At 37.3% G+C, this 25,507-nt stretch carries 32 protein-coding genes; all 32 read right to left on the bottom strand.

What is annotated here, in order from left to right:
• Positions 1–17: 17 nt before the first annotated feature.
• The 32 genes from BUB77_RS19680 to BUB77_RS19525 all read right to left on the bottom strand — a co-directional run bounded on the left by BUB77_RS19680 (position 18) and on the right by BUB77_RS19525 (position 25,473).
• Positions 18–710, bottom strand: coding sequence for a hypothetical protein (locus tag BUB77_RS19680; protein ID WP_073278564.1), 693 nt, complete (start codon positions 708–710; stop codon positions 18–20).
• Positions 711–722: 12 nt separating this feature from the next.
• The gene (locus BUB77_RS19675; RefSeq protein ID WP_073278563.1) at positions 723–2,021 is read right to left on the bottom strand and encodes a hypothetical protein; all 1,299 of its coding nucleotides are present in this window, start codon (positions 2,019–2,021) and stop codon (positions 723–725) included.
• 203 nt (positions 2,022–2,224) lie between these two features.
• Positions 2,225–4,117 (bottom strand): PP2C family protein-serine/threonine phosphatase, encoded by a 1,893-nt coding sequence (locus BUB77_RS19670; protein ID WP_073278562.1) that lies wholly within the window; start codon positions 4,115–4,117, stop codon positions 2,225–2,227.
• Positions 4,114–4,956, bottom strand: coding sequence for a PP2C family protein-serine/threonine phosphatase (locus BUB77_RS19665; RefSeq protein ID WP_073278561.1), 843 nt, complete (start codon positions 4,954–4,956; stop codon positions 4,114–4,116). Before BUB77_RS19665 ends, BUB77_RS19670 begins: the two co-directional genes overlap by 4 nt.
• Positions 4,957–4,977: 21 nt before the next feature.
• Positions 4,978–5,478, bottom strand: a complete 501-nt coding sequence (locus BUB77_RS19660; protein WP_073278560.1) for an FHA domain-containing protein — start codon at positions 5,476–5,478, stop codon at positions 4,978–4,980.
• A 31-nt stretch (positions 5,479–5,509) separates the two neighbouring features.
• Positions 5,510–6,055: an FHA domain-containing protein gene (locus BUB77_RS19655; RefSeq protein WP_073278559.1), complete on the bottom strand. Its 546-nt coding sequence runs from the start codon at positions 6,053–6,055 to the stop codon at positions 5,510–5,512.
• A gap of 3 nt (positions 6,056–6,058) precedes the next feature.
• A complete protein-coding gene (locus BUB77_RS19650) occupies positions 6,059–6,496 on the bottom strand; it encodes a J domain-containing protein (RefSeq protein WP_073278558.1) in 438 nt (145 codons plus the stop codon).
• Positions 6,497–6,621: 125 nt separating this feature from the next.
• Positions 6,622–7,050: a membrane-associated protease 1 gene (locus BUB77_RS19645; RefSeq protein WP_073278557.1), complete on the bottom strand. Its 429-nt coding sequence runs from the start codon at positions 7,048–7,050 to the stop codon at positions 6,622–6,624.
• A 14-nt stretch (positions 7,051–7,064) separates the two neighbouring features.
• Positions 7,065–7,490: a hypothetical protein gene (locus tag BUB77_RS19640; RefSeq protein WP_073278556.1), complete on the bottom strand. Its 426-nt coding sequence runs from the start codon at positions 7,488–7,490 to the stop codon at positions 7,065–7,067.
• Between the two features lie 33 nt (positions 7,491–7,523).
• Entirely contained in the window at positions 7,524–9,710 is a 2,187-nt protein-coding gene (locus tag BUB77_RS19635; protein WP_073278646.1) for a transcriptional regulator, read from the bottom strand.
• A 62-nt stretch (positions 9,711–9,772) separates the two neighbouring features.
• Entirely contained in the window at positions 9,773–11,563 is a 1,791-nt protein-coding gene (locus BUB77_RS19630) for a vWA domain-containing protein (RefSeq protein ID WP_073278555.1), read from the bottom strand.
• 353 nt (positions 11,564–11,916) lie between these two features.
• On the bottom strand, positions 11,917–12,639 hold the full coding sequence (locus BUB77_RS19625) for a hypothetical protein (RefSeq protein WP_073278554.1): 723 nt from the start codon (positions 12,637–12,639) through the stop codon (positions 11,917–11,919).
• A 349-nt stretch (positions 12,640–12,988) separates the two neighbouring features.
• Positions 12,989–13,564: a DUF1266 domain-containing protein gene (locus BUB77_RS19620; RefSeq protein WP_073278553.1), complete on the bottom strand. Its 576-nt coding sequence runs from the start codon at positions 13,562–13,564 to the stop codon at positions 12,989–12,991.
• Between the two features lie 233 nt (positions 13,565–13,797).
• Positions 13,798–14,172 carry an Imm1 family immunity protein gene (locus BUB77_RS19615; protein WP_073278552.1) on the bottom strand — a complete coding sequence of 125 codons (375 nt, stop codon included), beginning with the start codon at positions 14,170–14,172 and terminating at the stop codon, positions 13,798–13,800.
• Positions 14,173–14,289: 117 nt separating this feature from the next.
• Entirely contained in the window at positions 14,290–15,195 is a 906-nt protein-coding gene (locus BUB77_RS19610) for a hypothetical protein (RefSeq protein WP_073278551.1), read from the bottom strand.
• Between the two features lie 80 nt (positions 15,196–15,275).
• Positions 15,276–15,728, bottom strand: a complete 453-nt coding sequence (locus BUB77_RS19605) for an SMI1/KNR4 family protein (protein WP_073278550.1) — start codon at positions 15,726–15,728, stop codon at positions 15,276–15,278.
• 17 nt (positions 15,729–15,745) lie between these two features.
• Complete coding sequence (locus BUB77_RS19600) at positions 15,746–16,243, bottom strand: SMI1/KNR4 family protein (protein WP_073278549.1); 498 nt, start codon at positions 16,241–16,243, stop codon at positions 15,746–15,748.
• 39 nt (positions 16,244–16,282) lie between these two features.
• Positions 16,283–16,708 carry a hypothetical protein gene (locus BUB77_RS19595; RefSeq protein WP_073278548.1) on the bottom strand — a complete coding sequence of 142 codons (426 nt, stop codon included), beginning with the start codon at positions 16,706–16,708 and terminating at the stop codon, positions 16,283–16,285.
• A 52-nt stretch (positions 16,709–16,760) separates the two neighbouring features.
• The gene (locus tag BUB77_RS31040) at positions 16,761–17,042 is read right to left on the bottom strand and encodes an Imm19 family immunity protein (RefSeq protein WP_073278547.1); all 282 of its coding nucleotides are present in this window, start codon (positions 17,040–17,042) and stop codon (positions 16,761–16,763) included.
• Positions 17,026–17,451 carry a hypothetical protein gene (locus BUB77_RS19585; protein WP_073278546.1) on the bottom strand — a complete coding sequence of 142 codons (426 nt, stop codon included), beginning with the start codon at positions 17,449–17,451 and terminating at the stop codon, positions 17,026–17,028. The genes BUB77_RS31040 and BUB77_RS19585 overlap by 17 nt, the downstream gene beginning before the upstream one ends.
• 39 nt (positions 17,452–17,490) lie before the next feature.
• A complete protein-coding gene (locus tag BUB77_RS19580; protein WP_073278545.1) occupies positions 17,491–17,832 on the bottom strand; it encodes a DUF7668 domain-containing protein in 342 nt (113 codons plus the stop codon).
• Positions 17,833–17,923: 91 nt separating this feature from the next.
• On the bottom strand, positions 17,924–18,340 hold the full coding sequence (locus tag BUB77_RS19575; RefSeq protein ID WP_073278544.1) for a hypothetical protein: 417 nt from the start codon (positions 18,338–18,340) through the stop codon (positions 17,924–17,926).
• A 1-nt stretch (position 18,341) separates the two neighbouring features.
• Positions 18,342–18,857, bottom strand: coding sequence for a hypothetical protein (locus BUB77_RS19570; RefSeq protein ID WP_073278543.1), 516 nt, complete (start codon positions 18,855–18,857; stop codon positions 18,342–18,344).
• 430 nt (positions 18,858–19,287) lie between these two features.
• Positions 19,288–19,767, bottom strand: coding sequence for a hypothetical protein (locus BUB77_RS19565; RefSeq protein ID WP_073278542.1), 480 nt, complete (start codon positions 19,765–19,767; stop codon positions 19,288–19,290).
• A gap of 174 nt (positions 19,768–19,941) precedes the next feature.
• A complete protein-coding gene (locus BUB77_RS19560) occupies positions 19,942–20,949 on the bottom strand; it encodes a hypothetical protein (RefSeq protein WP_073278541.1) in 1,008 nt (335 codons plus the stop codon).
• A gap of 91 nt (positions 20,950–21,040) precedes the next feature.
• Positions 21,041–21,715, bottom strand: coding sequence for an SUKH-3 domain-containing protein (locus BUB77_RS19555; RefSeq protein ID WP_084124486.1), 675 nt, complete (start codon positions 21,713–21,715; stop codon positions 21,041–21,043).
• A 37-nt stretch (positions 21,716–21,752) separates the two neighbouring features.
• Positions 21,753–22,034: a hypothetical protein gene (locus BUB77_RS19550; RefSeq protein WP_073278540.1), complete on the bottom strand. Its 282-nt coding sequence runs from the start codon at positions 22,032–22,034 to the stop codon at positions 21,753–21,755.
• 300 nt (positions 22,035–22,334) lie between these two features.
• Entirely contained in the window at positions 22,335–23,066 is a 732-nt protein-coding gene (locus BUB77_RS19545; RefSeq protein ID WP_073278539.1) for a hypothetical protein, read from the bottom strand.
• 412 nt (positions 23,067–23,478) lie between these two features.
• Positions 23,479–23,949, bottom strand: a complete 471-nt coding sequence (locus BUB77_RS19540) for a DUF2247 family protein (RefSeq protein WP_084124484.1) — start codon at positions 23,947–23,949, stop codon at positions 23,479–23,481.
• 36 nt (positions 23,950–23,985) lie between these two features.
• Positions 23,986–24,348, bottom strand: a complete 363-nt coding sequence (locus BUB77_RS19535) for a hypothetical protein (protein ID WP_073278538.1) — start codon at positions 24,346–24,348, stop codon at positions 23,986–23,988.
• A 166-nt stretch (positions 24,349–24,514) separates the two neighbouring features.
• Positions 24,515–24,745: a hypothetical protein gene (locus tag BUB77_RS19530; protein WP_073278537.1), complete on the bottom strand. Its 231-nt coding sequence runs from the start codon at positions 24,743–24,745 to the stop codon at positions 24,515–24,517.
• Positions 24,746–24,795: 50 nt separating this feature from the next.
• On the bottom strand, positions 24,796–25,473 hold the full coding sequence (locus tag BUB77_RS19525; RefSeq protein WP_073278536.1) for a hypothetical protein: 678 nt from the start codon (positions 25,471–25,473) through the stop codon (positions 24,796–24,798).
• Between the last annotated feature and the right edge of the window lie 34 nt (positions 25,474–25,507).

Below are 25,507 nucleotides of genomic sequence, written 5' to 3'. Positions count from 1 at the left end.
ATCCTCCCCATTAATACTTAATAAATTGCCAGTTCATCAATATTCATGGTACCTTCCACACCAATGATACCAAAATGATATTCCCAGAAAATACGAATGTTATAGCTGAGAGGAAGGAACATATCCTGTGCAAATTGTATCATCCGTTTTTTATAATCCTCCGGTTTATCCTGCAGATATAAAAGCAGCTTTTTTCGATCGGCCTTGACCTGATACAGAATCGCATCCGGAAACAGAATCAGGACCGCTCTCCTGAAAATCAGCAGCGAAGAACCTGTCTGCATCTGACTGAGCACAAGGGTAGCCAGTCGGTTCTGCTTCTGCGGAGATATCAGCCGGAAGACCTTCGCACCTTCTCTCCAAAAGGTCCCATCCAACAATTCTTCCGTCAGCTTCCGGATATAGATTTCCCTTATACTGAGCCCATGGCGCAGGTCCGTATACAGTAAGATATGCAGAACCACATCAATCATATATTTTTTAAATTCCTGCAGTTCCCTTCCATCCTCCGCCAGAATATCCTGGAAAATATCCGCAAACCGGTACAGGAGATTTAATTCAATTTCATTGGTGTACACACAGTCCTCATTGATATAGTCAAAGGCCTGTTCATAAAACGGGCTGTACTCATCTGCCTGTACAAAGAACAGCTCCTCTTCCCTTCTATTGCAGGACTGTGCCCTCAAAACAATATCCCATAGAAAATTCAACTGCTTTCCCTCCTATACCAGCCTTCCGATACATAAATACTCCGGAAACAGCTTTTGCACCTGAGTGACTAAAAAGCTCATGATATCTTCATTTAAATAGTTCTCCTCCTCTGCTGCTGTAAAAGATAGCACCAGGGTTTGCCGGGACCTCCCGATTCTTATTTCATCCAAAATAAAACCATCCATATTATAATTGCAGGCTTCCAGGTCCTCGGGCTCCGTATCCAGAATCTCATAATCCTGAAACACCACATAATCACTGTAGGAAAAAGCCTCCATCAGCCTGGCCAGCTCTGCTTTCGTCTTAATGCTTCTCCGGAACATATCCGTCAGGCTTCCGGCAAAGCTTTCCTTGGACTGATTGGAAAGGACCGGATACAAATAATATTCCTTTCCGTTTCTTTTATTCACCTGGTAAAGCTGCCATTCACAGGGATTATCCAGGGGGCAGGTAATAAGAAGGTCCCCGTTTAACCGCCTGATATTGGTAATCTCTACATCCGTATTCATAATCAGGTATTCACACTCTTCCTTTAAGCGGTGGGAAAATATCCGGTGCTCATAATTTACCTTGTCAATACAGGCATCCGGATAAGTACTGGTCTTTTCTATCTTTTTTTCCAGATTCCACAGGGGAATCATGTTATAATACACCCTGCCGGCATATTCTTCAAAATCGATTGTGATATCCTGTATCTCTTCCTTTTCTGTAAGCTGCCCGGCGGAGCAAAGATATACATCAAACATCTTGGCTATATACGCCTCGCATACGGTCATCCAGGGCTGATAATTTACGCCGAAAATGTAGTACAGATTTTTGACAAGATCCATGTACTGCTCATTTCTGGAAAGCTCAAAGGTTCCCTTGTATTCCCCTTTTTGTGTCCGTATGCTACCCTGGAATATCCTGTTTCCATGAACCAGCTTATGAATATCTGAAACACTTGTTTTTAGGTATACGGTAAACAGCTTGGGCTTTTCTCCCTTTTTCAGGGTCTTTAACATATCGCTGTCAAATGCCTCGCTCTTTTTTGCATCTTCTGCTATCATGGGATACATAAAGGAATCCGTTGCATCATAATGCTCCAAATCCGTCAGGGTAAGATATACCGCAAATTCCTTCTGCTGGGTCTTATGTTCATTTAATATTTTCTGCTCCAGGGTTTTATAGGCATTCTGATTATAATCATTTATCCCAAGCAGCAGCTTTTCCGTAATTTCCTTAAAAAGGCGCCGGTCCTCCAGAGATGTGATTTCCAGCATTCTCTTTTTAATATAACCCTCCATATCAAAATCCTGTTCGTTTCTCATACTAATCTCCATGCATATCGCAAGCTCGCTTGTGATACTGCTTAAATAAAAAGATTAAAAATGCAACGCATTTTTCAATCTAATCTCCATGCATATCACAAGCCTGCTTGTGATACTGCTTAAATAAAAAGATTAAAAATGCAACGCATTTTTCAATCTAATCTCCATGCATATCGCAAGCCCTCTTGTGATACTGCTTATGATTATTTACCTGTGGTACCATTTATAGTATCCTCTGCGGCAGACGTTTTGTTTTCATTGGCTTTCCCTGCTCCCGTGTCCTTACCGGATTCACCGGTCCCATTATCTGTTCCGGCTGCTTTACTGTTCTTCTCTTCTTCCTCTTTTTCCTGTTGTTCCTTTATTTCCAGGACTTCCATCTTTCTGGAAATCTCGTCAATCTTATCCTGGTTTTTCAAAGTGGCATAAATATCCTTTGCTAATAGATAATATTTTTTTGCACTGATAAAATCCTTATCTGAAATAGACGCTTCTGCTTGCTCTTCATAGCCAGCTGCCTCTTTATCAAGAGCAGACGCCTGTTTTATTTTTGCATTAGCGGCCTTTATTTTTTCCTCAGCTGCCTTTTTTTGTACTTCATCCTTTAGCTGCTGGTATTTTTGCTTGGCGGCAAGATAATGTACCTTGGCACTTTCATAATCTCCCTGGGTAAAAGCCTTATCTCCCAAAGCCATATAATTGGTACCGGCCTCCTGCTGTGCTGCCTGTTCTTTCCTTTGGTCCGCTTCTGCTTCCTTTTCTCCCTTTTGGTCTGCATAGAGCTTTTCCAGTGCTGCCATAGCGGCATTTCTTCCTTCATCAAAATAGATTTTACCGGCAAGGGCTTTTGCCTCCAGGTATTTTTCCTCCGCCTTGTCATATTGAAGATTTAAGGCAAGGCTGTCTCCAAGGCCAATCAAATCGTAGACCGAGGTATAATCCGAAACCAAATCCAATCTGCCGCTGATATAATCCTTTCCCTGGTTATCGGCATAGCGTGCTCTTTTTGCCGCCTCCTGGAACAGTGTTCCGGAATCCGCATATTTTTTATTGTCCAGGGCGTCATCCGCAGAAATTACTGTCTCAATTAATAGCTGATAGTTTCCGATTTCCTTCTGTCTCTTTTTATCCTTTACCTGTTCTGCAAGCTTCAGAGCAGTTTTGCACTCTTCTTCCGCCCTTACATAATTGTCCGTCTGTATATATTCAATGCTTTTCAAATAGGCAGTTTCCATTGAGTGAATTTTATTCATTTTTTGGTTATGGCGTATAAATAGAACAATTGTCAGTATTACTACCACTGTCAAAACCGGAATTGCTGCCATGACCACTTTACGGATTTTCCTTTTTTTATTGGGATCTATGTAGACCTTATTGGCAAAAATGACTGCCAGGGTATATGTCTGAAGCTCCGCCGGCTGTCTGGATAGCAGCATGTCCTCCATGTCATTGACTGTTTTCTGGGGATCATCGGTTGCATCTGCAAATACATCCTTTATCTCGCCCTCGTCTATATTCTCCCATATTCCTCTGGTGTACAGTGCAATGGCATCTGCATTGGTCAGCTTTATTTTCCCGGATATCTGGGGCTGAAAGTCCTTCTCCTGTCCCAGGCAGGTATATAGGTTGTTCCGTTCTTCATGGGAAGCCACCTTATCCGCCGTTATTTCCTCCGATGCTACCAGGTCCATGGCAAGGGACTGGTCCTCCGTCTGATACTTTAAAAAACCATCACGGTATAAACGCAGCCTGATATTCCCTGCCTGTCCATACCGTAATTTTGAATAATCCGTGAGCACTACAAGAATGGATGCCTTCAGTTTCATTTTGCTCTTTGCTTCAAGCAGAGCCCTATTGGCCGCCCTTAAGCAGGAGGACATACCTTTCTTACTCATGGAGGGAGCTTCCGAAAATGCAGCAACGGCCGCAGATACCGCTAACCTGGCACTTATTCCGTCCACCTGGTCGTCAATTCCATCCGCAATCACATAACAGGCATACTGATCCAATTCGACATAGCCAAAATAATCCGTATTTTTTAAAGCATTTGCCTCTGAGGTAAAAGCAGTTTTGAACTCTGCGTTTTGTTTTCTCATACTGTGACTCCATTTCTTACCCTAAGTAAAATAATACTGGCATTATCCTTCGCTGTACTGTTATTGCGATTTACCGCCTCTATTATTTCCAAAGCCATCTGCTGACAGCTTCCCTGCTTCTCCAATACCCGCTCCACTTCCTTAAAGCCTAACAGGTCATAGACACCGTCACTCATCAGAACCACGATATCATTATGCTTCAGCCGTATGGGTGCATCAAACAATTCAATATCCTGAAATCCGTCCCTTCCTAGAAAGTTATACAGACGGTGGTTTTCCAGCAGCTCCACAGCATCCTGCCTTGAGAGCTTTCCCTCATAAAACCGCTGCTCTGCAAGAACGGCAACCGTATGTCCGGCAGAGACAGGAACCAGGCTTTTCTCCCGGTAAACGCAGATTTTAACATTCCCAGCTACCGCATAGTATAGATATCCTTTACGGAGCAGTACACTGCTTACACTGGCCGCTCCCCGTTCTTCTCCTTCCAGTGCCTTTAGAATTTCCTTGTTTGCAGAGTGAAAGGCTTTCCGGAAATAATACTGGGGATTATGAAAGGCATTATAATCTTCAAAAATATCCACAAAGGTATTGACGGCAATTCTGCTGGCAATGCGGCCGCCATAGGCCTTCCCCATCCCATCAGATAAAACAGCCATCATCCCTGCCGGAATCACAGACACCTCCCCCAGATCCTCCTGCACTTCGCAATTCCCGATAGTCATAGAAAAGCCCCTGTCCCATCCCGAGTCAGGCTTGCCCGGCCTAATGAAAAGCTTTGCAATTTCCAACAGAACAATCACAAAAGCCAGTACCCCGATTATGTAATAGGAGATACCCATGCTATTGCCCCCTCTTCTATTTTATTCCCACATGTAATTTGATCCGCAGAATGGCAGAAACAAAAAAGTGGACTTTCCCAGTTCGATTTTTGCATACGGATACAGCGGCATTGGAGTATATACCGCATTTTCATCCAGATAAACCAGTCCGTTGGCATCTCCGGGTAAAAGCATGAATTCTTTTTTCTTACGGTCAAATACAACAATGGCATGATTCCGTCTGGATATCTCGTTGTCGCCCAGTATCTGGATGTCCATATCGTCCGCACGTCCGATAAAATTCTTGCCATCTATAATTTTGTAATCCTTTCCCTTTCTCGGCCCGTCTATGCAGACCAGCCAGCCGCATACGGGCTTTACTTCTTCCTTGAACAGTTCTTCCTCTAAATCGATTTCTGATTTTTGCGTCTCCTTTTTCTCCGGAGTGGCCGTTTCCATATTGCAGTAAGGACACACTGTTCCATACCTCTTTTTGCTGAACATATGTCCATTCTGACACCGAATTAAATTGGATTCTCCCATTCTTCCTACATCCTTTCCCTCAATCTGTCTTTTAAATAATCTGCAGCTTGGTCAGGGCCACATATATGATATCTCCCCTATCCAATTTACACGGTTTGCCGTAGGCAAGCCTATATTTTTTCCCATCGGTCTTTTGAATGCTTATTCCGTTTTTAATAGAAATATCCTCCACATACCAGTCATTTCCGGAGTAATTAAGAACCGCATGTTCAATATCGATCATACTGGCATAGACAGTCTGATCCAGATTGACGTCTACCTGGTTTTCCCCGATATCCCTGCCGATTACCAATCCATTTCTTCCATAGATATTCCAGCTGGCAAGCTTTTCATCCTCCTCACCAAGAAGCACCATTTCCGTAAGGGTATTGCCAGGTGCTCTTTCTTTTCCTGATATATAGCTGTTTGCCAGGAGCATCGGCTTCTCTTTTTTGTCCGCCCAAAGTACATGCATCCCTGCCATAACCAGGGAAATGATACCCCATAACCAGTAATAAGGAATTTTGGTATATAAAAAAAACACAGCTGCAATATTTACAAATAGGAACGCAATGATTAAATTCAATCTCTTTTTCATATGTTACCTCTTTATTCCCATAAACCGTTCGAACATTTCTGTGGTGTCCAACGGATTTTTATTCATTTTCACTTTATCTTCTCTTGTAATATCCTTTGTTTCGGGATGAAAGCCAAAAAATTCCTCAAAATTTTTATTCATATTCTGAAAATCAAAATCCGGTGCTTCTTTAGCTCTCTTCTGCTCTTTTCCGGTGTTCCCGCTGTTTTCAGGATTCTGGTCCTGGTTTCTTCTCTTATCGTATTCCCGCCGTTTTTCCGTATTTCCCAGAATGCGGTAAGCCTCGCTTATATCATTGAATTTTTCTGTATTATTTTTATCCCTGGCATGAGTATCCGGATGATATTTTTTTACCAGTTTTCTATAAGCTGCTTTAATCTCCTGCTCATTGGAATTATCGGGTATTTCCAATATCCGATACCAGTCTTTTTCCTGTTCCATACCGATTCCTCCCTCTCTTATCCTCATTCTAAGGCCTTACTCTAAGCCGGAAAAGCTTTAGGATAAGGACAATTCTATAAAAGGCACGTCTGGTCCAGACGTGCCCTCCATTCTCTGGGATAAGCTTAGGCTCCGGTGTAACCGCCTTCAATGGCAATCTGATCGAGCTTATCTTTCTTCTGTTTGATGATGATATTAAAATTACCGATACCATCGGAATTTCCATAATCCTCTTTGTAGTCAATAACAAATGCTCTTGGAAAGCTGTATTTTCTTTCAATCACTCCTGCATTAACGACTTCTACTGTGACCTGACGGTAAGCAGCGGCATTTTCTGCCGGAACCATTGACCACAGCGCCAGCTGTCTGGTGCTGTCAAAGGGGTCTCCGTCTGTTGCAACCAGAATCTTACCCGAAATCTCCAGGGTACTTCCTACATCCTTTGTTCTTGCGTTGGAATCCAGAGGGATGTCCGTCTTGAATATCACTTTTTTCACACAGTCTTTTGCAATCTCAAAGCTATCCTGTCCATCAATTTTAACTTTTAATGACATAGTATCTCCCTCCCTTATTGTCCAAATCCGCCTTCAACGGCAGTGTTCTGGGTTAAATCCTTCTTCTGTTTTACATGAAGATAGAAAACGCCTACACCATGCTCATCATCCAGTTCCTCCCTGTAATCCATAACAAATGCATTGGGAAGGGTAATCTGCCTTACCACCTGGTCTGCTGCAACCACATCCACCTGAACCTTACGGTAACTGTCAGCAGATTCACTTGGTACAATACTCCATTTTGCAAGGTTTAAGGTGGAATCCTCCACCTCCGCACCTAAGGAGAACAGCATCTTTCCCTGAATAATTAGCTCTGTTCCGTGGTCGGTAGCTCTTGCATTCGAGTCCTCCGGAATATCTGAGTGAAAATTCACACTTGTGATACATCTTTCACTTAAGTTTACAGGTCCTGATCCATCAATTTTCAGTCTAAATCCCATTGTTCATTCCTCCATTCTTTGAATGTGATTATGTTATGCATTTGCATTTACCCGGTTAATTAAAACTTCCAGGTTGCGCGGGCTGCCATTAAATGATATGGTAAGCTCACAAATGCTTGTTGCTTCATTAATGCTATACTCTAAATTGTCGCCTTCTGTGATGATTGCATTAATACAATCCTTTTTCATCGACCACTTGCTCTTTTGACTTTGAGGATTGTTTGAGAAAAAGTTCTTGATATTATCTTCCTTGAAATCCCCGGTCACATACCGGAGTATCCTCTCAATATAAGTGGTCACCTGGGTCTTATACACAGATTCATAGGAGGAGTATTCTGAATTATATAACAGGTTTCTGGCCTTATAGACCGTAATATTTGTTATATTCTCCCCATTTAGAGAAGCATTTTCAGATGAAAAAATCCAGCCGAAATTCTTCTGGTTAATCTGATTCTTTATGGTAGTTGTAAAGCCGGTAATTTCCTTCGGCATGGTGGTATAGGCCAACAGGGAATTGTTCCCTGCTTCAATATCAAAACGCACACCCGGAAGCTCTGAATCGGTCCTTACCTTTGTCCGGTTGAAATGGTCCTTTAAGTACTCCGGGCACTGGCATGCTGCATGGAAGCCGGCTGCCACATATGCTCCATTAATATAAACACCCTCTATCCACAACCGCATGACATCTTCTTTTGCATCGGAAAACGCCGCACTGTTTCCGTCCGTCACCCGCATCTTGGTGTCCAGAATGACACCGGACTTATTCTTCGGGATAACCGTAAAATTCGGCAGGACGGGTATTGCAAATTCACTGTAGGACTTTCCAATCAAAGGGGCGCATTTTTCTATGGCCTTCTCCACACCTTCTGCCGCAAGGGCATTAAAGGTGGTCTCTTCCCGGTTCTCAAAGGAGAAGAAGGTTTCAACGCGGTAGTCTTTAAATACATCCAGTAAAATGCTTAAGGACTCCATACTGTATACATCGGTCCCGGCCTTTTGGACATTTCCCTTAAATCTTTCCCGGTTAATCTTATTGGTGACATTCTGGCTCCAGGATACATTGGGATAAATGGCATACCAGATAGTATCCTTAAAATTATTTTTACTGTTGGTGGTATTTAAGTATGTAATCAGCCTTGGGAGATTGGAGCTTTTTGCAAGCATTTCCGGTGATATATTGGCAATCAGCAAGGACGGCGGCATTCCTTTGGATTTCGCCTTGTACTGGTCGAAAAACATCTTGATTCCTAACAGTTTTTCTACCAGGGGCTTTACAACCTTGATAAAATTATCCTTTGAAGTACGGTAGAATTCCAGATAGGAATTATAATTCTGCACCTCTGTTTCCACATCAATCTTACTCTGATTGGTCGAGGACAGAGGACAGAAGGTACGTACCACCAGATTCTGGACATAGTCACTGGGAGTGTCATTGACCGCATTATAATCTTCCCTGATTACTTCAATCAGTCCTGCATTAATATTATCATCCAAGGTCGCCAATGCCGTATTCTCTTCCTTGGGAGCTTCCAAAACCTTTAATTCCCCGTTTTCCGCCATAGTAAGAATTCCGGGCACCAGTTCCTTATTATCGGATTTCAGTTCTCCTCCGCCCAGAAGCAAGCGGGTCTTGACATCTTCAATTGCTAAGGGGAGCATTGCCATTACATTATTATAATTGGTGCTGGCATCTTCAAATAACACATTCAGCCGGTCACCTAAATCCAGTTTTCCCGGGTCTCCGTCTTCCATTTCTGCATATTTGCTGTAATTATACTGAATCTCCTTACGGACCTGCTTAATATCCTCCATTACCTTTTTAGGGGATATCATTTCCAGCAGCTTTTCAAATCCAAACTCCACATTCAGCAGTCCCTGTGACTTTCTTGAGCTCATAACAGTAAAAACTGTTTTCAAGAAGTTCTCCTGCTCATTCAGCTTAATTTCCGTCAGCATGGATTCCGAAATATTCTCCGGTTTTTTCAACGTATATTTAACCGATTGTGAGTTCGCATCGAAAAAGGACCAAATAACCGGTGCCATTTTCCTCTCCGCCTCTTCGTAGCTGCGGCATTCCAGATGCAGATTGATTTCGCGCATCTGGTCATCACTTAGACTGTCAATTCCTTTTACCTCCCCAACCAACGTAAGTAGGTCAAGTTTTTCCGGATTTATGACATCCAGTAAGATTGTCCGGTTAGTTTGGCTTATAATCTCCATCATTTACCACTCCCTTTCTCTTACTTTTCATTTATTTAATCCCTCTTATTTTACGCAGACAATCAACGCATTTCAGATGGTTTTAAATCTTTATACTGGAACGTTAATTCACTTGTCTCATCCTCAAATACAATATCCACTTTACCGCCCACCGTAATCTGATAGCTTTTTTTCTTCATGAGGATTTCACGGTTCTTCATCACGGTGCAGTCCGAGTTATTTGTCAGGATTAAGTTATGGTTAGGACCGGATTTAAAGTAAATTTTATCCGCTCCTTCAAAGAATTCCTGTACGGCACAGCTTTCCAGAATATCCGCCAGGGACATGACCTTCCCCGAGGGCAATCGGAACAGGTTGTAGGTCAGAGGCGGAATATCATATCCGGCAGGCGCCCTTGTAATATAGATATTCAGTTTTCCAGTATAGCTGTACCTGCTCGGCTCCGGCTTGTCGTCCGGAGGAAGGGGTTCTGGCTTTCTTCTGAGTAAAAGCCAGATAATTAATGCTATAATAAGCACCGCCACCGCAATTCCTGCTCCAATAAGCAGGTAGGGAGGCTTGGGCTTTTCAACAGGCAGGGCCGGAGGGCCTTCCAGTTGTACCTTTACAGCATTCTCTCCATATACATAGAACGGAAGCTTAGAGTAACCGAAGCTGATATTCTCTGTCTGATCTTTCGTTACTGCCTCCTGTATTGTAATTTTGCCTCCGCTTAATGCCTTTTCCTGAAAATTCTTTCCGTCTGAAGACAGGTCCACTCTGTTATGGTCAAAGAAGGGTTCCGTCCAAAGCTGTAAATTCTGATTTTCCATATCGTAAAAGGTATAGGTGATTCGGGCAGTACGTTCATAATAAACGGCCTCCGGGTCGGAAGGTACCTTGTCGTCATATTCGACCTTTACCTTGGGCAATATCCGGTATTCCGGAATCATGGCTATCTTCACACGGCTTCCCGAAGCCCCCTGAAAACTCAGGTCAATCTTTTCACTGGTGGGTTTTTTTATTTGAATGAGCGAATATTTTTCTCCATTAATCTGATTCGCAGCCTCAGCCTGAAAATTTGTCTTTAGATTTTTAATGGGTGCGTTGCTGGTCAGCAGCACCCGAACCATGCCTGCGTTTACAAAGGGGCAGTCAAGGGAAAGTGATTCCTGCTTTCCATCCGCATCCACAATTGCAAGATTTGTCTGTTTAATATTCAATTTATCTATGAGAATGGTATCGATTGCATTCTGAATGTCCTTAGGCCGTGAAGCCAGATAGCTGCCTCCGCCGGTTTTTTCAGCAGCGGCAAAGATAGGGTTCTTCATATTCCGCATCTGACTGCCTAAGCCAATCACATGAATTGTAATTCCCGCTTCAGAAGCCTTTTTTACTGCTTTCCGGTATAAGGAAGAGGATTCCCTGGTAGCCTCGTCATCCTTCATCAGAATCTCGCCATCTGTCAGCAGGACGATGGTCTTCTCCCCCGCCTTTTCTTTCTTTAAAAGGTCAACTGCACGCAGCATCCCTTTTCCCGCATTGCTGAAGCCTTCATACTGAATCCGGTTGGCAAGGTCCATAATCCGGCTGCGCTTATTGCTGTCCACCGGCTGTTGGCTGATTACAACATTGGCATTGTAAGATACCACTCCTACCCGGTAGTCACTGGGAAGTGCATAGGTCAATTGTGCAATACTGTCTATTGCAAGACGATTCTCGTCATTGGTTTTCATACTTCCGCTGGAATCAAAAAGAAAAATAACCGATTTATTTTTACTTTCCGGTTGCTCATCTGCAAGAACTGTAATACTCATCACCAGAACAGATAGAAATAACAAGATTACGGCAAAACTAGCCCTTCGTTTTTTCACTTTTCTCCCCCTTAACCCCTTTTCTATTAAACGATGGATATTTTATCAAATAATAGAAAATTATGTCTATGTATGGGTTATTATAGCATTAATTGGATAGCTAGTCAATACTTTACTTATTTCGCATTTTATTTACATATCCAACTTTTACCGTACTAATTGATATTAAATTTTCATACTTCTTACACAATTGTGTATAAATTTTCCCCTTTTCATCCATTATCATTTAAAACTCTCCGGTTTTATTCATCATTTTTATTTCAAATGTAAGTCTCCACACTCGCTTACTATAATTTTTTATAAATTAAAAGTAGTAAATTTTTACTATTTATCCGCTAAATCGACAGTTTTCATCAATGTGCTCCTTCTATTTGCTGCTTTTGAAGCATCGCAAATACCCTGTCACGAATTTCACGGCTAAAAAATCCCATTCCGACATCTGCCAGCTCCTCTTCCGTTGAACTGCTGCCGCCAAGTTTTTTATAATAAAAGAGTATTGTATGTAATTCGATTTTACTGATGGTGCTGACCTGGGTGCCGTAGTTAACTGCTCTTTTATCCTCCTCATCCGAGCGGATTTCTGACACATCGGACAGGCGTACCAGTATGACCAGCGGCGAGCTGCCCCATAAGCAGACATAGTGAGGAGAAAGTATAAAACGGGCAGGTGTGTGATTCGATTTCGGACCCACCATTTCATAATTCAGCACCCGGGAAGAATCTTTAGCCGCTAAAAGCAGCTCCCTTCCAAGCAGCTCCTGTTCACCATCCACTGTATTCAATGCACTCACAGCCCTTTGCATGTTGCGGCGCATTCTACCGGAACTGAGACCCGGCAGAAGAAGCAGCAGGTAAATGAGGGAAACAAATACTCCCAGAAAAAAACCTGCCCAAACTCCATTCATGGTATCCTGGGGTGAGCCATCATTCAGCAATGCCATTCCTCCGAATACCAGCATTAATGCAATTATAGTAAGTGGAATTATCTTACCGGCACTCATTCCAAGCACCCGTTTGCGGTAAGCTGCCATCCATTTTTCTCCCTCACGGAACCATTGCTCGTAATAAGAATCCATAAATTCTCTCCCCTTTTTCCAGCTGTTTTGACATCCCAGCTGTCATACTTAATTGCCTAATATCAGCCTTATAGTATTTATCGGGAAAATCTCGCTATTTTTTATATCATATCCCTGCTACTTATTTCCTATTTTTCACTTTTTAGTCATAAAATGGTATCTCTGAGCTTAAAATTTCACTCTATTTAGGACTTAAAATTTACTCTATTTGGGCTTAAAATTTACTGCATTTACCGCTTGATAATTTACTGTATTTACAGGCATAGAAAAAGCGTAGGGTTTGTCTTACTATTTTATAAGACAAGTCCTACGCTTTTTTCTCTGCTCTTGTTCCGTATTGTTTATATTTTCAGATAAGCAGCAATTCCCAGGGCAGGCTGTAAGGCCCATCCGGTATGGCTTTAAGCTTCCGATACAATTCGTTGCGCTCCCTTATTTCTTCTTCCGCGTTTCCGCCTTCCTCTTTTCTCCACTGGGTATAACCTTCTATATAGCTGAGAATCAATTCATCCCATGATCTGTAGTTTTGCTGCATTATCCTTGCAGCTTTTACTGAAAGCTCCATCGTTTCCTGCCGTTCCATATAACCGGCTACATAAAACATGCCAGCCAGCTGGCAGGTGCGGCAGTAATCCCATGCAGCCGTCTTCTCTGCCTCACCGATATGGCTCTTTTCATTCAACAAATATTCTACCATTTCCACCCCTTCGTCATGGTCAGAAATCAACCAATCCCGCCTTAACACACCTCTCATCATACTGGCATTGGCACGGTTTTTCCTATAGCCGCCGATATATTTCCGGCTTCCCCCGCAATATTCCGACCAAAGGGCATAGGTGGAGGCAACCCACTGTTCCACCTCATTCTTTGGTAACGATTCCTCTTCTGAATTCTTTGATTTTCCGAATAAGCCAAATAAACCCATATCTTTTGTTACTCCTTTTCCCTCATTTTTTCCTTTGGCAGTTCACTAAAGTTGAATTTACTGATTTAGTTATATATGGTACATGGATAATTTGTTAACGATATACTATAAATCACAATCATGTAATTTCCCCATAAAGAAGCAATTCATAAATTTTTTTCTCCATAATCCGCTCTTTTATATCCTTCAGCAAGTGTAAATGATGATGGTAATATGCTGCTGCACAAGCCCTATTATAATTCTTCCCATTCAATACAGGATGGCTTTTCCTGGGAATGAAAGAACTGTAATGCACATTCCAACGCAGACATCAGTGGTACTATTTGATATGCCGCTGCTTCATATTGGCCGCCTTCAAACTTAACAATACCATCTTTAGATAAATCACCTACGGAGGAAAACATCGCAGCATTATTTTCTGAAAAGTAGTTAATAGCAGCTTCCCCGTCTTTTACAAGGATGGAGAGACAAGGATAATCTTCTGTGCCATTATTACAGCTGCACCATATTTCATTGCCCGGATCGTGTTTTATACATTCGTTAATATGCTCTTCGTATTCTGAAAAAGTGATACACTGGACGGTTCCCAAATTACTGCTTATAAACATTAATCTACCCTCACTTAGCACTATTATTTGATTCAGATATGCTTGATAGTTTTTATTAAATAGAAATTCAACTTTTCTAAGAATGATTATGTATAACTAAAATCATGTATTGGAAAATTATAAGCAACTTTCACACCAACCATCAGCAAAAATAAATTCCTGCCCGCATTCCTGGCAAATTATTTTATCCCAACCATGAAATAAGCGGTTGCTTTCATCAATTGAGCCATTGCAAAGCAAAAGACTTCCATATAGGGAAAAGGCATATTTTACAGGTAAATCCGGTTTCACGCCATGCTTGACTATTAATTCTGATAATCTTAAATGAGCTTTTATTTCCTTACTAATATTATTATTCTTTATTAATTTTTGAATACCCTCCTCAAATAGCAGCCAAGGATTATCATCTATCTTTTCAAAATGATAGTTAATAGAAGTTAGGTCAGGTACTGTTATACTACTTGGAAATTCTTTTTCTTCATATGCTGCTATTCCGGAATTATAAACAGTAACATCATTTAAATGTCCATTTTCACATTTTGCAACGGATGTACCTTCCAGATCATCTTTATAGCCGCTCATTGTCATGTATCCCAAATCATGCTTTGAAAATGTAAATAAACCTGCATATAAATATACTGCATCAATACCACTTAATTTACCAGCTTTGAATATGGATTCTGCGCATACCTTTTCAGCGTATCGCAATGAAGAATAAAACAAATCCAATATTTCTTCAGAAACCTCCTCACAATATTTCTTATGTGTGGATACCCAGCTGCCTAAATAGCTCCATAAGTCTTTCGCCCTGCAAAATTCCAGATTGGAAGCTATATCTATTAAATGAGGAATTGCAACAAAAAATGCAGGCTCACAAGTTCCAGCATCCCAGATGCAATCAACTAATTCATAGAAAATTTCCGAATCAACCTCTGGATTTTTTGTAAATTCATTGATTAATTCCGGCAGGTTCTGTGTCCCCAGTTCTCCCCAAATTTTATCATCAAGTTCGATTTTTCTCATCAGTTTACTCCGTCTTATTTCCTGCTTCCTTATATATCCTGTTTACTAATAACCATTATGTAGTATTTCGAATTTCAAATTCAACTCAATTTATCCTCTTCTTCGTCTGTGAGCAACTCATTAAAATATTCACTATAATCTTCCCAAACATTGGGTTCATTACAAAAAGACTTATGCTCAAGATTTGAGACATCATTAGCATCGCACCAGATAATTGATGGCTTTTCTTTTAAATCCATTACAATTAAACTCTCCGGCGGTTCTGATAACACAATGAAATTTGCAGGTAAATTTATGGCTTCCCTTAACCTTAAGGTTTCGTCAACTATATTTCCCCCTTCACAGGTTTTAGCAAAATTATAGTTATCAATTATACCTAAAGAACCTCCGCTAAAAAAGGAAGCTATTTCTTTGAAATCCTTTGGTAAAATTATGTTCAATGTTTTTTCTAGCTCTTCTAATTGAATTTCATTGATACCATCTTGTATCATTAGCTTCAGGAATCTTCTTTTTAAATCTGTTATTTCTAACACTTTTACTATCCTCCTTTTTACAGTAGACCTATTCTGTTAGTAATAATTAATTCAAAGAAATCTTCAATATTATTTGCTATTTTTTCTACCTCTTCAAATTCCGGCTCAAATCCCTGTACAATAGCTCCTGTATTATTGGCTAAATCAATCGCATAGAATGAATATCCTTCACCAACTGACATAATTATCGGCAAATGTTTATCCCACCAGGATATTATTTCTGCTTTCCATTCTTTATTATCTTCTGCGGCCTCCAGGCTTAATTCTTCAAATTCATTCCACTTAAATGCAATATCTGAGCTATTATTATACTCATCCTCACATATAAACCATGTTTTCTGACTGGGTGTTATACATTGTTTAACTTTATTTAAAAACTCCAGATAACCTTCGGGAATTTCTTTATACCTTGATGCAATACTATCACTCAATTCTAAGCCAGTTTCAGATCTGGTAATTATATCCCAACCATTATCTCGTGCCCAACCAATGAACTCTCTGCATCTCCTATTCATAACTCCTCCTGGTTTTCTTTCGTTATCGTGCTTTTTCAATCAATCATAGTTGGTATAACCCAGCAAATAGTATTCATATTCTCCAATTGCTTCTTGCCACCCTTCTTCACTATAATCCAGAAGAGAAGCTAACACGTATGAATATATTTTCATTCTTATATCAATTTTTTTTCGCTCTTCTTCTGTCAGTCTATTTTCCAGAATTCCTCCCTTTCCAATCCACAAATTTGTATAATAAAATATCCCGTATAAATCTGCTATCAGGTCTCTGCTCACTTCATTCTTATTAAAATCTTCCTTTATCACCTTTAAGCATTCCATAACTTCAATAAAACTGTTTTCATTGTCTATTCTACTATACTTTCTCAATGAAGCCAGGAACCCCTGTCCCCATTTTGGATTTTCAATATCCGGATTTCTTCCAGAATGAAAACTCAACAAATATAATGCTTCGTCCCTATCCATAATACAATCCCTTCTATAAAATAAGCATGGGCTTTACTGGAAATAGCCAATATTATAAAATAAGATTTTCAAGCACACAATTACTTATTAGTGAACTATCTTCTCTGTCAAAAGGCAATAATGGCATTTTTTCTTCAATGAATTTAATAAATTCATCGGTTTCACTTTTACTTATATATACCATCGGTAATATTAAAAACATTATGATATCAACATATTTGAAATTTAATGTAAATTGCTTAAGCTGCTCCCATGATATATTGTGAATCATAAAATCAGGTCCTGTGCATCCAATTTTTTTATTGACTTTATTACCATTACCAATTCCCTCCATCTGGTATAATATCTGGTTGTGACCAATTTATTTTTTTTGATAAATCACCATGAATTAAAAAGCATTCTACTCCTTGCCAAGCTAATTCAAGTGGTAAGAACAATCCAACTGATGCATATATTTCATCTGCAGTCTCGACAACTTCCTCTAATAAATTTTTATTATAAATTGACAACCATTCTTCATCAGACTTATAATCAATCACATGCAAATAAATCCCATATTCTTCATTTGGCCCTAACATCATAGTTGATATTTTATGATTGTCTACAAAATAATCAATAAATCCATCTCCACTCCCTTGTGACCAGTAACTATTAAATTCATCAATTAAATATCTTCTCATTGTTTCTAAATCAATATTTTCTATAATATCACCACATGGTGTATGAAAAATTGTTTTTATCATAATACCTCCTAAGAATTAACATAATGTTCTTAGTAATCCTTACATTACCAAAATATCCAAAATTCTATAAGATAAAATTTTATTGCAATCATCAGTTTTCACATCCAATTTCAACGTTAAATCACTTCTGGTATTATTAATCCATAAATCCAAATCAATACTATATCCTGAATTATCATTGTAACGATAGACTTCAAAAGCATTTGTTGCAAACGCTTCATCAGGCAATATAGATATTAAACCACCATAATCTTTCAGCACTCTTTTAATATCTTCCTCTGATACTCTGCTTAAAGCATTATCTTGTTCAAGACAGCTAAAATTATCTTCAACCAAGCATCTTACTACTTTCTTACACAAATTAATTAATTCTTCCAACATTCATGTTCCTTTCAATTATTACCTAAATGATTCTTAATTACAGGCGTTCTGGTTCGTGAATTATTATTTAAACCTTTTAATACCATTAAAATTATTTAGTTAAGTTACTAAATGCTTCATTAATTTCAGCTTTTAATATTTTTACTTCTCCGCAAGGAAAATTATCATTTGCATACATCAATATGACGGAATTCAACCACCAATCATTGATTGATAAAATATAGGCTTTAGCAATTAAGTCAAAATCATCTGATACACAGCCTGCAATTTCACTAGAATTTGACGCTTGATATGCTTTTAAATATGACTCTTTTCTTATATTATCAATTATCTGCATATCTGTTTCAGAACATGATAGTTCCTTTATTTGGTTGAAAACTCTCATCCACTCTGAATCAAATGCCGGTTCATCCCTCAGATCTAAAAGCTCATCTATATCAAGTTTATTAAACATCTTGCCAGATATAATTTTATCTTCCTTTATTTTTTTTAATATTAAATTTAGCACTTTATTCTAATCCTTCCTCAATATGATCTATTTCTGATAAATCCTCTTCATCCAGTTCCCCTTCCATATAAGCTTTATATTTTTTTATGTATTCTTTTAACGCATGTTTAAATCCAAGTTTATATAATAATAGCCATGAATAATGAAATACTGCCTTATCCTCTCTATTTCGCTCTGTATAGTAAGTGATTAATTCAATTATCCTGCTTTTCCACTTTTCCTTACTTAAATGATTCAATGCAATTCCTGCCCACCCAGCACACTCCTCATGCCCGGTTACTGCAATTTCCACCACCTCTTCGAGAACCAGCTCAATCGAATCAGGGAATATATAGCCCTCTCCCATCATTCGTATTACAGATAATTGCCTTAGTAAATCTGTTTCTTTTAAAGCTTTTCTTAAATCGCTTATTTTTTTGTCTTCATCTACATTATTATTGTAATAAAAAGATGCACTTTCAAATTCTTCTTTTTTTTGTGTGAATTCTATCCATTCTTCTGAATAATTTATTTTCATATAAGCCCCACTATCTCTTCTTTTCTTCTTTTCCTATGGCATAGATTGATATAATCTGCCTATTGACCTCATCATTAGATATAAACCACATTTTGTCAATAGGTATTATTCATTGCTTAACTCTTTATAAAACGATTGTCCTTTTATTAAACTGCTCCAATTTGCATAACTTCAGATATTTCTGTTGGCAACATACCCACTCTATTTCCAATTACTTCGTTTTCGCTAATATATTTTTCTAAGTCAATTTATCCAATATCTTCTTTCACTCCTTCTTATTGAGATTCAAAATATGTCTACTCATCATCACACCAATTTGCATTAAACATAAAGCCAAATCAAACAGGTGTACTTTTTGAAAGCTGATTCCCTGGAGTCAATAGTATACCTGGTTCATTTTTACTTATTATCCGTTTACATGTTAATACTATTAAAAGAAGAAATTATTTTCCTCTAAAAAAATATACCATTCATCCTTTTCAGAATTTGGCACTATATCCCTATACCCTTCTCCAAATACATAATTTCCCATCAGGTCACCAAAGCTTTCGAAACAAAATATAGGTGTATTATCCAATTCATCTTTTCTAAAAAGATAGACTTTTTCGTCCTGTTTATTAAGCATAAGAGGCTCATATAATACCTGTCCAATGCATAACCATACATCTTTACCTCCGTCCATCCCAACTATGTAAAATTGATTTTGTAAAAGCTCATTAATACTCCAAAGATCAATATCTCCGCAGCGTGCACCGTTACAAACTTTAAGGAATTCACAATAATTAGGGAAATTCAAGTTATCAGGAATGCTGCTTTCCCCATCTGCCAAATCACCAAACAATATTGATTGAGATTTTTCTTTCAGTTTTTGCTTGGCTGAATTAATTGTTCTTATTAAGCTATCGTTCAAATATACCACCTTCTGAATTTAATCTTTTAATCGTAATCTTTGTTCTCGTCACAAGCTCCCTGATTTGTAAACGTATCTGCTGTGCCCGAGTATCCCCATTAGTAAATCCCGGTATGTATTGCTTTTCAAATCTTATATACTTGTCGCCCATGATTTCACAAATCTCTTTGTTATTTATACCAAATTCAATATTTCTTTCATTTTGATTTTATCACCTTCCGCAAACTCATCAATTGCTTTCATTACAAATTCTTCAGATGAATTCTCATAAAACCATCTTAAACTTTCTACCGTTTTCTCGTTCAATAGATTTTGACCTTCCAATTTCTGACGCACATCACGAAATATCTGTTGAGCATATTTTTTATTATCTTTTACAATTAAATAAATTTTTATAGATTTCTTAAACCACTCTAACGTCTCTTGATTATTTCTTGTTGTTATGCCTTTCCATCTCATTGCTTCTGCTGTCTTTACAGAATCTTCTCCATAAATTTTTTTTGAAGTTATAATTGCTTTCATTCCACAATCATCACATCTATCGTCAACTTTCATCCCAGAACGGTCTGCCCAAGAATTATAACGACTATATAAATTTTCCAGTTCTAAATATGACTCATATAAAACTTCTTGATCTATTATACTTACATTTTTATCCAAAACAACATATGCACTATCAAGAAACGCTTTAGCTTCATCATATTTTTTTAACAATAACATACTCTCTCCAAAATACAAATCATTAATTAATATTTCAGAGGTATCTTCCCCTTTGTTTCTAATTTTTATATCAGCAGATTTTTTATTCCATTTGATTGCTTCTTTATAACTTCCTTTTTCAAGCAGAAGCTTCACAATTTTATCATAATAAGGAGTATTTTCTAAACTTTTTTTTCCAAAGAGACTTTCTCTTATCTCAATCCCTTTTTTTCTCCAATATAACGCTTCATCTATCCACCATAAAAAATTTTCATCGGAAATATTTTCACATAAAATAGCATTCTCTAATAAATCCTCTTTTATTAGGTCTTGGTATCTTTTCTCATTTTGTTCCCTTATTTCACTCATTATATCCATCCCTTTCGTTTCATCTAAGGAGCTGTCCAAATCCAGATAAATCGCTACCTTACCACATTCCTGGATTGTTTCCAGTAAATCTATATATCTTCGGATATTCCACATTTAGCATATTTTCTCTTCTCTGTAATTTCTCCCACCTATCTTGTTTACAACCGATTAGTCCCTGTACCAGCAACTTCATAGAAATGAAAGATTAATCATAAATATATGGACGGCATATTTCTCCAACTACACAGTCTAGCATTTCGCTAATATTTTCTCCATTCTTTACTAGGCATCCATCCGTATAACTAAAAAATTTCCCTTCCTTAGTCATCAATAAAATCATATTACCTCTAGCAATTTCGCCGATTGGATAAAACTCATTTTCTTTTATTTCTGCTGCTTCAGGAAATTCTTCTAATAGGCCATTAAAAAAATCTTTTCTAATATTATTACCTAGCGCAGAAAAAGGATTAAAACTTACCATTTCTATTGTATTAAAAGGAGACCCTTTTTTAGGAAATCTGAACTCCAACATTCCGTAATTCTCCAGAAACCTCTGTACAATATCAATCAATTTAAATCCCCTCTGTTCATATAACTCTTTAATTTCTTCAATATTAATTTTTCTTTCCAAAAACCATCCCGACTCTTCTAACCTCTTTAATGTAATATCATTCATATAACGTTCTCCATATGGCATAAGAAAACCATTAAATGTTATTTTACAGTTATCACAAGGAGGAGCATATTCTCCCATTTTCACTGTCTTAGTATTCAAGAAAATACCGTCTATATCCGCACCAGCTCCATACATATAATCTGGTTTTGATGAATTATACCCTTTCTTTCCAGAATATCCAAAATATATATCAACTGTATCCATATCAACAGCAATACTAATTTTAATAGAACTATATGTATCACCTTTCTACCGTATCCGTCTTCCCAATCATCCGTCGAGCTAAATGAATCATTTTTTCATCAAGAACTATTGATACTTCATCCAGATTATCTAACATCATTTCAAGAGCAATTTTATATTCTCCATATTTCATAAGTTCTCTAGTTTCAGTAACTAAATCATCTAAATAAGAACTCTTTAAATAAGATCCGCAACTATCTCTAACATAATCTTTTTTATCATTTGCTTTCGATAACTCTTCTATTTGCTTAATGAATTCCTCTAACAAATCTTTAATCATATCATCTTCCTTTATACTTACGAAGAATGAAACTTTTCATTCCCTCCGAAAAACAGTATACCATATTTTTCCTTGCCCTTAAATAGGCCATTTACTGCCCTTCTTCAACCACTGGCTCACGGTATTCCGTCTTATTTTCCATCATTCCATAAATGATGTTGACTAACCTACGCATTACGCAGAATAAAGCTTGGGATTTTGCTTTTCCCTCACTGATTTTACACATCTATTCACCATCTAATCATTTCTTATGTCTAATAAAGTAATCTTTAAACTTCTTACCAGCAGAACTATTTTAATTTACATAAAATCTAAAATGTTTAAAATACTTTCTTTTATTACTACAACAGGTGTCAGAGTACAGGTTTCTAAGCATTCATATAATGTTTTAAAATCATTCATGAGTTTTTCTTCATCATCAATTGTTAATTCCTTATTTAAACTTTCAATTAATATTAAATATTTTACTAGTGTAGTCTTAATAAAGTCAACAGAGTGGGACCCACTATCAATGCAATTCATATCATCTCCTACTAGATGTCTACTTGAATCTTTTAAAATCCATCCTGCTAATTCGTCTTCTTTTATAATAAAAGAAAAATCCTTAGTTATGTCCAATACAATTGTTTGATCATCTACTTTTAACATTCCTCTAGATGAAACCAAAGCATCTTCATTTGAATAATATATTGTATAGTCACCTAATTCACAACTAGCATTACTCGGTTCAAATAATTTAATAGTTCCTTCTCTATTATTAATATTAAACAGTTCTAAATTTCTTGTTGTAACATTTATTGGTTCATTAACTTTTATAACACTTGATTTAAGTTCTAAATTTTCCTTATCAAATAAGATTGTATCTTCTCCAGAAAATAACCAATTGAAACTGCCATATGATTTTCCTATAGACTCTTCTATCTCATAATAGTTTTTTTCCTGTCCAATCCAAATCTCCTGACTAGATAAATGCCACCTTACATGAGAATTATCTATTTTACTCTTTAAATTATCAATTAAAGTTACTTTCATATTGAGTTATGGGTAAATTTGTGTTGCTGGTGGCATTGTTTCGCCACTTGGTGTTGGAATTCTCCCGTTCACAATAGCATCATCGCTGCACCACTGTTTCCTCTTGCTCCATCTGGACCATAGCTTGTAATTACATTTCCTTTTGAACTACCAGCACTCTCCACAATTACCACATTATCTCCTTTCGTATATATAAATTTTGTGACTTATTTCCTGCAACATATACGGCATCTGGATTAGATAATATATTTGCTTCCAATTCTTTTCCCAAACGTCCATGATAACTCTTTGCATATTTTATTTTACCAGAATTTTCTTTATCAATTATATCTTGAGCACTTTTTTGGAGCTTACTCCCAACTTTCTTTCCAAATCATTTATGCATTTAATTTAAATGAATTTTTTAACTCCTCTAGATACTGCTTAAAATTTGAAACCATATTACCTTCTGCATCATCCCTATTAGCTGCAAATTCATTGTTTGGCATATAGTATATAAAGTACTCATTTCTACTGGATAATTAAAATCTGCATAAACCTCTGCTAATTTATTTAACAGACCTTCTCCAGAGTTTATATATTCTTCTTTTAAATATAATAATATTGCATATCTAATCTTCTTCAATTCAGCTTCTTCAAATGAATCTAAATCAGAAATTAATTTCTCAGTTATTATTGATGAAATTATTTCTTCTTTTACCATACTTCCCCATGCTAAATCATTAATAAAATCATTCTCCTCATAATCGTCTGCTCCTATTAATTCAGCAGCATAGATTTCAACTTCATTGTTCTCCATGAAATTGTTTATTAAAGCCGTGTAAATAGTTTCCCATGTATACTTAACACCAGATAATCGTATCATATTTAGTGTTACCTTCATTTATTTCCTCCATTTAATTAACTAAAATCCCATCTGTTATAATTCAAATTCTCCAAAATAATTATCGCTTCCCTCTAACCAATATTCAAACCATGATATAAAACTGCGTTTAGGTGCACATGGCTGAATTCCAACATCAGTAAAAAACCACATCTGGCTTCGTTCTTCTCCAGTTATTATAATATTCCAGCTCTGACTATCTCCTATGTCAATAAGCTCTATGTTCCCACTACCTACTTTATCAAGGAGGTCATTGACCTCATCATCTTCCCATATCCAATATTTTGTAAATTTAAATTCTTCTTTTACTTTATTTTCATCAAATTCCAGTTCTTCAAGTCCTTTTAAATAGAAACCATCAATCATTTCACATCCATTCCCTATTTCTGTATAAAACAAGACTAATTCTTCCGGTAAAATAAGATTATAATTATTTTCAAATTTTTAATTTCGTGTATAGAAATGGGCCCTTTTGTTATTACTCCTTCTTTTTGTATCTTTAATTTAATACGTTGTATGTCTTCATTAATCATATGGAAATTCCTCTCTATTTTTTATTCTTTTGTTACAGACCGATACACTCCATCTGATCAATACCCCAAGGAGCAAAAATTAACGTATTTTTAAAATTATTATATACCGACAACTCTGCTTCATTATCCAAAACATAACCATAATCATGTAATGCTTCGATGCATTCTTTTAATAGAACATTATTTTCTCTTTCTTTACTCGTATTTTTCTCTTTGTTAATATTTTTTAGTTTTTCAAGCTTTTTAATAAGTTCATCCTGCATTTTAGAAATTCACCTCTTGTTAACGATTGCTCTTATATCCTTAATTACTTTTATTTCTCAACATTAATTGCTGCAATATCTGCTCCTAATCTATCAGTTAATACAAATTTATTATCTTCCCATTTAGATTTTTTAAAATAATCTCTTCTATCCAAATAATCCGGTCTGCTTGTTAACCACTCAACTCTAGTCTGGCCTGAAGTACCAGAGTGAATTTCTACACACCATGCCTCACCCAGCTTTTTATCCAGGCACCTAAACACTTCTGCGTTATATTTCCCTTTATTTTCTTTCTTTGATAATGTCTTAATTTTCTTCTTTAGTGAAAAGTCCTCTTCCAATATTAGATTAATTGTTGCTTTCATTATGCTATTTTTTTCCTCGTCACCACTATTTCTTTCTATAATATCAGTTAATACTTGTTCGATAATATCCAGAATATAGTTCTCAGCTTCCTCTAAGTCTAAAAGTTCTAAATTATTTATTTGCTCTTCTTCTAAATAGTAGGAAGAAACATGAAACTCCTTATAATTATTATATTTCTTAGCATTTTCTCTTCGATTTCTTGTGGCAAAAATCGTTAACTTTCCATTTCCGTCCAAGTCTAACTTGGGACATAATTCCATAAAGAGTTCTGTTAAATGATGAGACTTCCATCTAATTGGAAATAAATTATGCTCTTTTTCATAGTTAGAATCCCCTTCTAATATGATTTTCTTTAATATCACTATACATCCTCCCAAACAATAAATTATTATATAA

Origin of the sequence: Anaerocolumna jejuensis DSM 15929 (assembly GCF_900142215.1) — a bacterium.
Lineage (GTDB): Bacteria > Bacillota > Clostridia > Lachnospirales > Lachnospiraceae > Anaerocolumna > Anaerocolumna jejuensis.
This window is presented reverse-complemented; position numbering and strand designations above follow the sequence as displayed.

What these genes read in the sequence shown, in the direction of transcription:
- BUB77_RS19555 (WP_084124486.1), bottom strand. Translation starts at nt 21,715, where the DNA reads ATGGATACAGTTGATATATATTTTGGATATTCTGGAAAGAAAGGGTAT.
- BUB77_RS19660 (WP_073278560.1), bottom strand. Translation starts at nt 5,478, where the DNA reads ATGGGAGAATCCAATTTAATTCGGTGTCAGAATGGACATATGTTCAGC.
- BUB77_RS19625 (WP_073278554.1), bottom strand. Translation starts at nt 12,639, where the DNA reads ATGGATTCTTATTACGAGCAATGGTTCCGTGAGGGAGAAAAATGGATG.
- BUB77_RS19585 (WP_073278546.1), bottom strand. Translation starts at nt 17,451, where the DNA reads ATGATAAAAACAATTTTTCATACACCATGTGGTGATATTATAGAAAAT.
- BUB77_RS19620 (WP_073278553.1), bottom strand. Translation starts at nt 13,564, where the DNA reads ATGGGTTTATTTGGCTTATTCGGAAAATCAAAGAATTCAGAAGAGGAA.
- BUB77_RS19675 (WP_073278563.1), bottom strand. Translation starts at nt 2,021, where the DNA reads ATGAGAAACGAACAGGATTTTGATATGGAGGGTTATATTAAAAAGAGA.
- BUB77_RS19610 (WP_073278551.1), bottom strand. Translation starts at nt 15,195, where the DNA reads ATGAGAAAAATCGAACTTGATGATAAAATTTGGGGAGAACTGGGGACA.
- BUB77_RS19550 (WP_073278540.1), bottom strand. Translation starts at nt 22,034, where the DNA reads ATGATTAAAGATTTGTTAGAGGAATTCATTAAGCAAATAGAAGAGTTA.
- BUB77_RS31040 (WP_073278547.1), bottom strand. Translation starts at nt 17,042, where the DNA reads ATGGAGGGAATTGGTAATGGTAATAAAGTCAATAAAAAAATTGGATGC.
- BUB77_RS19645 (WP_073278557.1), bottom strand. Translation starts at nt 7,050, where the DNA reads ATGTCATTAAAAGTTAAAATTGATGGACAGGATAGCTTTGAGATTGCA.
- BUB77_RS19665 (WP_073278561.1), bottom strand. Translation starts at nt 4,956, where the DNA reads ATGGGTATCTCCTATTACATAATCGGGGTACTGGCTTTTGTGATTGTT.
- BUB77_RS19570 (WP_073278543.1), bottom strand. Translation starts at nt 18,857, where the DNA reads ATGAAAATAAATTATTCAGAAGAATGGATAGAATTCACACAAAAAAAA.
- BUB77_RS19640 (WP_073278556.1), bottom strand. Translation starts at nt 7,490, where the DNA reads ATGGGATTTAGACTGAAAATTGATGGATCAGGACCTGTAAACTTAAGT.
- BUB77_RS19530 (WP_073278537.1), bottom strand. Translation starts at nt 24,745, where the DNA reads ATGCAGGATGAACTTATTAAAAAGCTTGAAAAACTAAAAAATATTAAC.
- BUB77_RS19580 (WP_073278545.1), bottom strand. Translation starts at nt 17,832, where the DNA reads ATGTTGGAAGAATTAATTAATTTGTGTAAGAAAGTAGTAAGATGCTTG.
- BUB77_RS19560 (WP_073278541.1), bottom strand. Translation starts at nt 20,949, where the DNA reads ATGTGGAATATCCGAAGATATATAGATTTACTGGAAACAATCCAGGAA.
- BUB77_RS19600 (WP_073278549.1), bottom strand. Translation starts at nt 16,243, where the DNA reads ATGAATAGGAGATGCAGAGAGTTCATTGGTTGGGCACGAGATAATGGT.
- BUB77_RS19615 (WP_073278552.1), bottom strand. Translation starts at nt 14,172, where the DNA reads ATGTTTATAAGCAGTAATTTGGGAACCGTCCAGTGTATCACTTTTTCA.
- BUB77_RS19655 (WP_073278559.1), bottom strand. Translation starts at nt 6,055, where the DNA reads ATGAAAAAGAGATTGAATTTAATCATTGCGTTCCTATTTGTAAATATT.
- BUB77_RS19670 (WP_073278562.1), bottom strand. Translation starts at nt 4,117, where the DNA reads ATGAGAAAACAAAACGCAGAGTTCAAAACTGCTTTTACCTCAGAGGCA.
- BUB77_RS19635 (WP_073278646.1), bottom strand. Translation starts at nt 9,710, where the DNA reads ATGGAGATTATAAGCCAAACTAACCGGACAATCTTACTGGATGTCATA.
- BUB77_RS19540 (WP_084124484.1), bottom strand. Translation starts at nt 23,949, where the DNA reads ATGAAGGTAACACTAAATATGATACGATTATCTGGTGTTAAGTATACA.
- BUB77_RS19650 (WP_073278558.1), bottom strand. Translation starts at nt 6,496, where the DNA reads ATGGAACAGGAAAAAGACTGGTATCGGATATTGGAAATACCCGATAAT.
- BUB77_RS19595 (WP_073278548.1), bottom strand. Translation starts at nt 16,708, where the DNA reads ATGGATAGGGACGAAGCATTATATTTGTTGAGTTTTCATTCTGGAAGA.
- BUB77_RS19545 (WP_073278539.1), bottom strand. Translation starts at nt 23,066, where the DNA reads ATGAAAGTAACTTTAATTGATAATTTAAAGAGTAAAATAGATAATTCT.